Source organism: Clostridium sulfidigenes, assembly GCF_052067195.1.
GTDB classification, from domain to species: domain Bacteria; phylum Bacillota; class Clostridia; order Clostridiales; family Clostridiaceae; genus Clostridium_J; species Clostridium_J sulfidigenes.
The window spans coordinates 1-9,727 of sequence record NZ_JBQHQR010000029.1; the positions used below are offsets into that span (position 1 = coordinate 1).

A 9,727-nucleotide genomic window follows, 5' to 3' on the forward strand; every position below is an offset into this window, starting at 1 on the left:
ATTTGTTGCTCATATAATCACTCCTAAAGCTATATATTAATTTTATTATACATAAAAATACCCTATATAATAGACTTTTTTTAAAGTGTCTACTATATAGGGTACATTTTATTTAAAATAAAGGTATATACCCTTTTTTATTTGATAATAATAAAAAAAAGGAGGCGATTATTATGAAGGATATAATGATTCAATCTCTAATTGAAAAAGAAAATGAGATTATTAAAAGTTATAAAAGTTATCTGACAAACATACCTGTTCAAGAAATTGACAACAAGGCACAGGACTCTATTGTAAGACATAATAATCATGTAAAGACTTTAAAAAATATTATAGGGAGGTAGGGGCCAATGTTCAATGGTAAGGATAAGGGAAAAAATATTAGAAGAAATTATATAAACAAGAAAGAGGAAAATTTAAAAAAGTTATATCTGAATATTTTGAATAATTCTAATGATGGAACATTAAAAGAAGAATTATATGAGATTTTTAAAGATGAGTTGGATATAATAAATAGTAATAATCTAATATAAAACATAATAGATTAGTCTACAGTGGTATTACATAAAATTCATTAACACATTAAGTAGTATTAACTTAAAAAAGTTAATTAAATTATATAGTTAAAGTGTTAAATGTGTTATAATAATTAGGAACATTTAAAAAGCAGCTTAAAAGCTGCTTTTAATTATATAGAGGTGACATGATTATGATATTCGTATTAGACGTAGGAAATACTAATATAGTATTAGGTATTTATAAGAATGAGGAATTAATAGTTGAGTGGAGATTATCTACAGATAATAGAAAAACTTCTGATGAATATATGATAGAAGTAGCACAGCTTTTTGCTTACAACAAGCTAGAGGTTAGTGATATATCAGGAGTTATTATTTCATCAGTAGTTCCCAATATAATGTATTCCCTAGAACATATGGTTAGAAAGTTTTTTAACAAAAAACCTCTAGTAGTAGGTCCGGGAATAAAAACTGGAATAAATATAAAATATGATAATCCTAAAGAAGTAGGAGCAGATAGAATAGTTAATGCAGTAGCAGCTCATGAAATGTATAAAAAACCATTAGTTATTATAGATTTTGGTACTGCGACTACTTTTTGTGCAGTAGCTGCTAATGGAGATTATATAGGCGGAACTATATCGCCAGGTATAAAAATATCCTCAGATGCTTTATTCCAAAGAGCTGCTAAACTTCCAAGAGTAGAGCTTATAAAACCAGAAACAGTTATTTGCAAAAATACAGTAGCTAGTATGCAAGCAGGTATTGTATATGGTTATATAGGTCAAGTTGATTTTATCGTAAGTAAAATTAAAGAGGAAATGATAGCATTAGGTGAGGAAAATCCTATGGTAATAGCTACAGGAGGTCTTGCTAATCTTATAGCTGAGGGATCAAAATCTATAGATAAAGTTGAACCATTCTTAACTTTAGAAGGACTTAGAATTATATACGAGAAGAACAGAGAATAGGTGATAGAATGAAAATTTCAAATATAAGCTTCGAAAATCCTGTATTTCTAGCTCCTATGGCAGGAGTTACTGATATAGCTTATAGAGGTATATGTAAAGAAATGGGATGTGGACTAGTTTATACAGAAATGGTTAGTGCAAAAGGGTTATATTATAATAGTAAAAATACCGGAACCCTTATGAGAATAAGTGATGAAGAAAAGCCGGTTGCATTACAGATATTTGGAAGTGAGCCAAAGATAATGGCATTTGCTTGTGAGTCTATTCAAGGTATGGATGGAGTTGCTATTATAGATGTAAACATGGGATGTCCAGTACCAAAGATAGTTAAAAATGGAGAAGGTTCTGCTTTGATGAAAAATCCTAAGCTTGCTGGCGAAATTGTTAAAGAAATGAAGAAGTCTACAAATAAGCCTATTACAGTAAAGTTTAGAAAGGGTTTTGATTCAAATAACATAAATGCTGTGGAGTTTGCTAAATATTTAGAAGATGCAGGAGTCGATGCTATAACGGTGCATGGAAGAACTAGAGAGCAAATGTATGAAGGTAAGGCGGATTGGGATATAATAAAGCAAGTAAAGGAAGCTGTATCTATACCTGTCATTGGAAATGGTGATATATTCGAGGCAGAAGATGCTATAAATATGAGAAAACAAACTAATTGTGATGGTATAATGGTAGCGAGAGGTGCTATGGGAAATCCTTGGATATTTAAAGAGATAAAACAAGGAATTGACGGCAATGATATAGTAAGGCCTACTGATGTAGAAAGAATAGATATGTGCATGACTCATTTGAATAGAGCTGTAAAGTTCTTTGATGAAAATAAGGCTGTAAGAGAAATGAGAAAACATATAGCGTGGTATATTAAGGGATTAAGAAATTGTACCGAAATTAAAGATAAAATCAACTCTGCTATATCCTATGATGAAATGTATGATTTATTACAAAAATATAAATTAAATTATGAAAAGTGGTATTTTTAATATAAATATACCTTTATTGACAAGGAATTGCAGCTGTTTTATAATTAATCAAAGATTATAGAGACTATATATGATACAATTGAGTATTTATAATGATATAGAATTATTTAGTAAGATTGAAGGGGAGAGAAAAATGAGCGAAGCTAAAAAATACGTGATGACTTACGAAGGAATAAAGAAGCTTGAAGATGAGCTAGAGTACTTAAAAACCGTTAAAAGAAAGGAAATAACAGAAAAGATAAAGGTTGCTTTAGGATATGGGGATTTAAGTGAAAATTCAGAGTATGACGAAGCAAAGAATGAGCAAGCATTTGTTGAAGGAAGAATTATTCAACTTGAAAATATGCTAAGAAATGCATCTGTGGTAGATGAAAGTGAAATTCCTAAAGATATGGTTAGTATAGGAACAAGTGTAAAAGTGTTTGATTATGAATTTGATGAAGAAATAGAATTTTATATTGTTGGATCTGCTGAAGTAGACCCTTATGAAAATAAAATTTCAGATGAGTCCCCTGTTGGAAATGCTCTTATGGGGAAAAGAACAGGAGATATTATAGAAGTATCAACTCCAGATGGAATTAGCAAGTATAAAGTATTGGAAATTAATAGATAATCATAAATGAAAAACTAGGAGGAATGCTCTATGGCTACAGAAGTTAACAATGATAATTCACAAGAAATTGTAGTAGATAATGAACAATTACAAGCTCAAGAAGCTGAATATAATGAACAAGTAATGATAAGAAGACAAAAACTAGCTGATCTTCAAGCGCAAGGAAAAGACCCTTTTGACGTATATAAGGTTGAAAGAACTCATGAGGCTCAAGAAATAAAGGATAACTATGAAGAACTTGAAGAAACAGAAGTTACAATTGCAGGAAGACTTATGTCTAAAAGAATTCAAGGAAAAGCTGGATTCTGCGATATTCACGATAGATCTGGTAAAATGCAAGTATATATAAGACTTGATAGGGTTGGAGAAGAACAGTTTAAAGATGCGAAAACTTTTGATATAGGTGATTTTTTAGAAGTTACAGGTATACCATTTGTAACAAAGACAGGAGAAACTTCTGTTAAAGCTAGCAAAGTAACTTTAATTTCTAAATCATTAAAACCACTTCCAGAAAAATGGCATGGACTTAAAAATCCAGATTTAAAATATAGACAAAGAGAAGTAGACCTAGTAATGAATAAAGATGTAAGGGATACTTTTATTAATAGAATAAAAATTATAAAAGCTGTAAGAGAATTCTTAGATAATAGAGGATACTTAGAAGTGGAGACTCCTATTTTATCTCCTATAGCTGGAGGAGCAGCTGCAAGACCATTCGTAACTCATCATAATACCTTAGATATAGATATGTATTTAAGAATTGCTACCGAGTTATACTTAAAAAGGTGTATAGTTGGTGGACTTGAAAAAGTATATGATATGGGTAAAAACTTCAGAAATGAAGGAATGAGTATAAGACACAATCCGGAATTTACAATGATAGAATTATATGAAGCTTATGCTGATTATAACGATATGATGAAAATAACAGAAGAATTAGTTGCATATGCTTGTGAGAAGGTTCATGGCAGCACTAAAGTAAATTACCAAGGAACTGAAATAGACTTTACACCACCATGGAGAAGAATTACTATGATTGATGCTGTAAAGGAATATGCAGGTGTAGACTTCAATGAAATTAAGACAGATGAAGAAGCTAGACAAATTGCAAAAGAAAAACATTTAGAATTTATAAAGGAATTAAAAGATTGTACAAAGGCAGATATATTAAATGGATTATTTGAAGAATATGCCGAAGAACATTTAATTCAACCAACATTCCTTTGTGATTATCCAGTAGAAATATCACCATTAACTAAGAAAAAACGTGGAAATGAAGCCTTTACTGAGAGATTTGAAGGATTTGTTTATGGTAGAGAAGTTTGTAATGCTTATTCAGAACTAAATGATCCTATAGTTCAAAGACAAAGATTTGAACAACAAGCAAAAGAAAGAGAGCTTGGAGATGATGAGGCTTATCTAATTGATGAGGAATTCATGAGTGCTCTTGAGGTAGGAATGCCTCCAACAGGTGGACTTGGAATTGGTATAGATAGAATAGTAATGTTCTTAACTGATTCAGTATCCATCAGGGATGTTATACTATTCCCAACAATGAAACCTCTACAATAATATAATTAATAATATATAATTTTAAAATTAATTTTACCCAAAAATTATTGCATATTAAAATAATTTTTGGGTAAAATGTTAAGGTACTAGTTTAATATATAATATCAGTAAATATATATTAAATAATTATTACATATTAAAAAGATTTCTGGATAAAATATTAAAGTATTCATATAATGTAAGTTAAATAAATTATTTTTTAAATTTTATAAAATAGTGTTGAATTTTACATTAAATATGCTATAATCTAGATATGAATTAAATATTCCGCGATAGCTCAACGGTGGAGCACTCGGCTGTTAACCGATAGGTTGGAGGTTCGAATCCTCTTCGCGGAGCCATTTTTTATAAGATAACTTACGGCGGGCTTTTAAGTCGGCTTATTTTGTTATAGTAAATAATATAACAAAATAACATTTTAATTTTATATTTAATTATAATATTATGTGAGGATAATATTATTAAAAACTGAATAATAACGATGACAAAGAAGAGTAGTAATAAAGATTTTAAAGAGAGATGATGGTGGGTGTAAATTATCATATCAATATTATGAAGGGAGCTTTTGAGTTAGTGATAAATTTTAAAGATGAGCTTTAGCTAATAAGGGTGGAACCGCGGATTAATTTCGTCCCTTAATTGGTTAAAGTTTTTTTATTTACAAATATTAATTTGTTAATTGCAATTAATAATAAAAAACATTGATGGAGGTAATGAACATGGCAAAAGAATTAACTATGGATAAAATGGTAGCTTTATGTAAAAATAGAGGATTTATATTTTCTGGGTCCGAAATTTATGGAGGACTTGCGAATTCATGGGATTATGGTCCTTTAGGTGTGGAATTTAAAAATAACGTTAAAAAAGCATGGTGGAAAAAGTTTGTTCAAGAAAATCCTTACAATATAGGTTTGGATTGTGCAATATTGATGAATCCAGAAGTTTGGGTAGCTACAGGTCATGTAGGTGGATTCTCTGATCCATTAATGGATTGCAAAGAATGTAAGGCTAGATTTAGAGCTGATAAGTTAGTTGAAGATCATATGGTTTCAGAAGGCGCAGAAGTAGCTGTAGCTGATGGATGGACTAATGAAGAGTATAAAGAATATATTGAAAAACATAATGTGGTTTGTCCAAAGTGTGGGAAAATGAATTATACAGATATAAGAAAGTTTAATCTTATGTTTAAAACTTTCCAAGGCATAACTGAAGACAGTAAAAATGAAATATATTTAAGACCTGAAACAGCTCAAGGTATATTTGTAAACTTTAAAAATGCTCAAAGAACATCAAGAAAAAAAGTACCTTTTGGAATAGCTCAAATAGGTAAATCTTTCAGGAATGAAATTACTCCAGGTAACTTTACCTTTAGAACAAGGGAGTTTGAGCAAATGGAGCTTGAATTTTTCTGTAAGCCGGGAACTGACTTAGAGTGGTTTGAATATTGGAAAGAGTATTGTAAGAATTTCTTATTTAACTTAGGAATGGGTAAGGAAAATCTAAGGTTTAGAGATCATGAAAAAGAAGAACTATCATTCTATAGTAATGCTACTTGTGACATAGAGTTTTTATTCCCATTTGGATGGGGTGAGCTTTGGGGAATAGCTGATAGAACAGACTATGACTTAAAAAGACACATGGAACATTCAGGAGAAGAGTTATCTTATCTAGATCCAACTACTAATGAAAAATATGTACCATACTGTATAGAGCCATCATTAGGAGCTGATAGAGTTGCATTAGCATTCTTGTGTGAAGCTTATGATGAAGAAGAACTAGAAGGCGGAGATGTTAGAACAGTGATGCATCTTCATCCAGCATTAGCACCATTTAAGGCTGCAGTACTTCCACTTAGTAAGAAATTAAGTGAAAAGGCTATTGATGTATATGGAATATTATCTAAAAAGTTTAATGTAGATTATGATGAGGCTGGAAGTATAGGAAAGAGATATAGAAGAGAAGATGAAATAGGAACACCATTCTGTATTACTATTGACTTTGATACTATAGAAGATGAGAGTGTTACAGTAAGGGATAGAGATACTATGGAACAAGTAAGAATGCCAATAAGTAATCTAGTATCTTATATAGAAGAAAAAATGGAATTTTAATAGAAGTCCATGTAGATTTAAAATAGCTCTAGGCATTAATTTGCTTGGAGTTATTTTATAGTAAAGAATATAACAAGTTGAATATGTAAAGAAAAAATATATTGATATGATAAATTAAGGGTGTTTAAAAAATGTATTGTAGTCTAAAATTTAAATGGATATTGTATTTAAGGGTTCATTAATGGAGATTTATATAAATGGATAAAAAAATAACCGGATTTGCATCCGGTAAAAAATAGGGTTTAATCATGGGGATATGTTATGTGCAATGTTAAACCTTTGGGGAAAAGTTTTAACACCTTTACTTACGGCACAAACAGATTATATCATATTAAAAAACTCATAGCAATAGCTTTTTTAAAAAAATAATAAATTAAATTGAAAAAACATTGGAAAGTTAGTGGATTGAAGGGGAAAATAGGCGAAAATAAAGAAAATAGGGGAACTTTTGCAATAAATAGAATAAGTATTTTTCATAGAGTTTTTTTAAGTCTGATGTAGTGATATAATTATAGTATAGAAGTAAGCTAATATATGGCGGTACTGGAGGAATAAGAATGAAAAGAAATTTTAGTGAGTTTAAGAAGTTTATTAAGGATAAAAATGTAGCAGTAGTAGGAATAGGGGTAAGCAATATACCACTTATAGATTTCCTTGTTGGTTTAGGAGCTAAAGTAACTGCATTTGATAAAAAGAATATAGAAAAACTTAAAGAAGTTGTAGACAAGTATCAATGCAAAGGAGTTAAATTTGAATTGGGAGAAGGATATCTATCAAATTTGCATGGTTTTGATGTTATCTTTAAAACCCCATCTATGAGAATTGATAGTAAAGAATTAACTATAGCCCAAAATGAAGGTGCATATATAACATCTGAGATGGAGGAGTTTTTAAGATATTGTCCTGCTAAAGTATACGGTATAACAGGAAGCGACGGAAAAACAACAACTACATCTTTAGTATATAGTATTTTAAGTGCGGCAGGTTTCAAAACTTGGGTTGGAGGGAATATAGGTACTCCATTATTCACAAAAATAGAAGAAATATCACCAGATGATAAGGTCGTTCTTGAATTATCAAGTTTTCAACTTATGACTATGGATACATCTCCAGAAGTAGCTTTAATTACAAATTTATCACCTAACCATTTAGATATGCATATAGATTTGCAAGAATATATAGATTCCAAAAAGAATATATTTAAATATCAAAATAAAGATAACCTGTTGGTGTTAAATGAAGATAATGATGTTACAAGAAATATTAAAGGGGAAGAAAATGGGCGTCTTTATACTTTTAGTAGAAATAGTGTTATAGAAAATGGAGCTTATTATAAAGATGGAGTTCTTTTTGCTAGAGGTAAAAAGGTATGTAATAAAAGTGAAGTATTGCTTAAAGGTATGTATAATATAGAAAATTTATTAGCAGCCTTCGCTTTGATAGTGGATGATGTGGATGTAAAATATATGAGAGAAGTCGCAACTACTTTTAAAGGTGTAGAACATAGAAATGAATTTGTAAGAAGCTATAGAGATGTAGAATATTATAATAATTCTATAGCTTCAAGTCCTACTAGAACATTAGCAGGTATAAAAGCTTTTGAAAAACCGGTAGTATTAATTGCTGGAGGACGTGATAAAAAAGTTCCTTTTGATCCATTAGCATATGAAGGATATCCATATATAAAATCATTGATTCTGCTTGGGGAAGCTAAGGAACAAATTAAAAAAGTTTTTGACAAATTAAAAAATGAAAAAGGTATCCATGTTGATATTCATATGGTTGATACGTTAGAAGAAGCTGTAAATAAGGCAGTAGAAATATCAGTAAGTGGAGACGTAGTAGCATTAGCTCCGGCATGCACAAGCTTTGATATGTTTGAAAACTTTGAGATTAGAGGAAATAGGTTTAAAGAAGTGGTTAAGAATTTAAAGTAATAGAACATTATTAAAAAATATATATCCATAATACTTTATATTAACTTAATAATAGAAAGATATATTCCTAGAACGCAGTTTTGATTTACTGTTTTCTAGGAATTTGCTTTTTAATCATAATGTCAATTGAATTATAAAGTATACTATAAGAAGATTATATTAGCTTGTTAGGCTAGTTATAAGTAATAATGACACATTGTTGTACTTCACATTTTAATATCTCTTGTAATCTGGTTATACAAATGGTAAATCTCCTTGAAACCCCCATGGATAGAACAACTATTTAACTAGTTATATAGGTAACTAGTTTTCAATTTATATAGATAACTATTTGTTCTAAATCTATATACTCGGAGTGGTTTATAAGATTTTGCTGATGAAAAACATATAATTAATTAGTAAAATAGGCCACAGCATAAATAAATTAAAAAACTTAACCAAGTGTATCAATACATGTAAATTAGAGAAAAAATAAGAAATTTAGAGAAAATAAAGGATAATTTTTATATATAATCACATAAGCTAAGAAGAGAAATCCAACCCTATGATATTATAAATCTCGTCACTAAGTGATGCGAACTTCAAAGTTCAAATCTAGATAACTTTAAAGATGGATTTAAACAAAAAAAGTTTTAAAAAAGTTTAAAAAGTTATTGACATAACAAAATGATGGTGATAAAATTTAAAAAGTAGTCAGTCGGTAGATTGATGAAAACCAAATGGTCTTTGAAAATTAAACAGAGAAAAAGGTAAAACCAGTTAATTCCGATAGAGAAATCTATCAAATAAATGACTTAACAAGTCAGCGAAAAAAAGAGCATAGCTCAAACTTTTTAAATTGAGAGTTTGATCCTGGCTCAGGACGAACGCTGGCGGCGTGCCTAACACATGCAAGTCGAGCGATGAAGCCCTTCGGGGTGAATTAGCGGCGGACGGGTGAGTAACACGTGGGTAACCTGCCTTATAGAGGGGGATAGCCTTCCGAAAGGAAGATTAATACCGCATGAAATGTTTTTATC

The 9,727-nt window shown here is 30.0% G+C and carries 9 protein-coding genes, 1 tRNA gene, 1 rRNA gene and 1 other annotated feature; all 11 genes read left to right on the forward strand.

Annotation, left to right across the window (positions count from 1 at the left end):
* Positions 1 to 173: 173 nt before the first annotated feature.
* Positions 174 to 344 carry a hypothetical protein gene (locus ACTNBA_RS18875; RefSeq protein WP_156964284.1) on the forward strand — a complete coding sequence of 57 codons (171 nt, stop codon included), beginning with the start codon at positions 174 to 176 and terminating at the stop codon, positions 342 to 344.
* A 6-nt stretch (positions 345 to 350) separates the two neighbouring features.
* Positions 351 to 533 (forward strand): hypothetical protein, encoded by a 183-nt coding sequence (locus ACTNBA_RS18880; protein ID WP_441075797.1) that lies wholly within the window; start codon positions 351 to 353, stop codon positions 531 to 533.
* A gap of 176 nt (positions 534 to 709) precedes the next feature.
* Entirely contained in the window at positions 710 to 1,489 is a 780-nt protein-coding gene (locus tag ACTNBA_RS18885) for a type III pantothenate kinase (RefSeq protein ID WP_035130756.1), read from the forward strand.
* Positions 1,490 to 1,497: 8 nt separating this feature from the next.
* Positions 1,498 to 2,475 carry a tRNA dihydrouridine synthase DusB gene (gene dusB / locus ACTNBA_RS18890; protein WP_441075799.1) on the forward strand — a complete coding sequence of 326 codons (978 nt, stop codon included), beginning with the start codon at positions 1,498 to 1,500 and terminating at the stop codon, positions 2,473 to 2,475.
* Between the two features lie 133 nt (positions 2,476 to 2,608).
* A complete protein-coding gene (greA, locus tag ACTNBA_RS18895; protein WP_441075801.1) occupies positions 2,609 to 3,088 on the forward strand; it encodes a transcription elongation factor GreA in 480 nt (159 codons plus the stop codon).
* A gap of 30 nt (positions 3,089 to 3,118) precedes the next feature.
* Positions 3,119 to 4,660 carry a lysine--tRNA ligase gene (gene lysS / locus ACTNBA_RS18900; RefSeq protein ID WP_441075803.1) on the forward strand — a complete coding sequence of 514 codons (1,542 nt, stop codon included), beginning with the start codon at positions 3,119 to 3,121 and terminating at the stop codon, positions 4,658 to 4,660.
* A gap of 266 nt (positions 4,661 to 4,926) precedes the next feature.
* Positions 4,927 to 5,001: transfer RNA gene (locus ACTNBA_RS18905), tRNA-Asn, on the forward strand.
* 131 nt (positions 5,002 to 5,132) lie between these two features.
* Positions 5,133 to 5,299: a binding site (T-box leader), on the forward strand.
* An 80-nt stretch (positions 5,300 to 5,379) separates the two neighbouring features.
* The gene (locus ACTNBA_RS18910) at positions 5,380 to 6,771 is read left to right on the forward strand and encodes a glycine--tRNA ligase (RefSeq protein WP_441075805.1); all 1,392 of its coding nucleotides are present in this window, start codon (positions 5,380 to 5,382) and stop codon (positions 6,769 to 6,771) included.
* Positions 6,772 to 7,149: 378 nt separating this feature from the next.
* Positions 7,150 to 7,272 (forward strand): hypothetical protein, encoded by a 123-nt coding sequence (locus tag ACTNBA_RS18915; RefSeq protein ID WP_441075807.1) that lies wholly within the window; start codon positions 7,150 to 7,152, stop codon positions 7,270 to 7,272.
* A 56-nt stretch (positions 7,273 to 7,328) separates the two neighbouring features.
* Positions 7,329 to 8,708, forward strand: a complete 1,380-nt coding sequence (gene murD, locus ACTNBA_RS18920; RefSeq protein ID WP_441075808.1) for a UDP-N-acetylmuramoyl-L-alanine--D-glutamate ligase — start codon at positions 7,329 to 7,331, stop codon at positions 8,706 to 8,708.
* An 834-nt stretch (positions 8,709 to 9,542) separates the two neighbouring features.
* Positions 9,543 to 9,727 (forward strand): 16S ribosomal RNA (locus ACTNBA_RS18925); the annotation flags it as partial.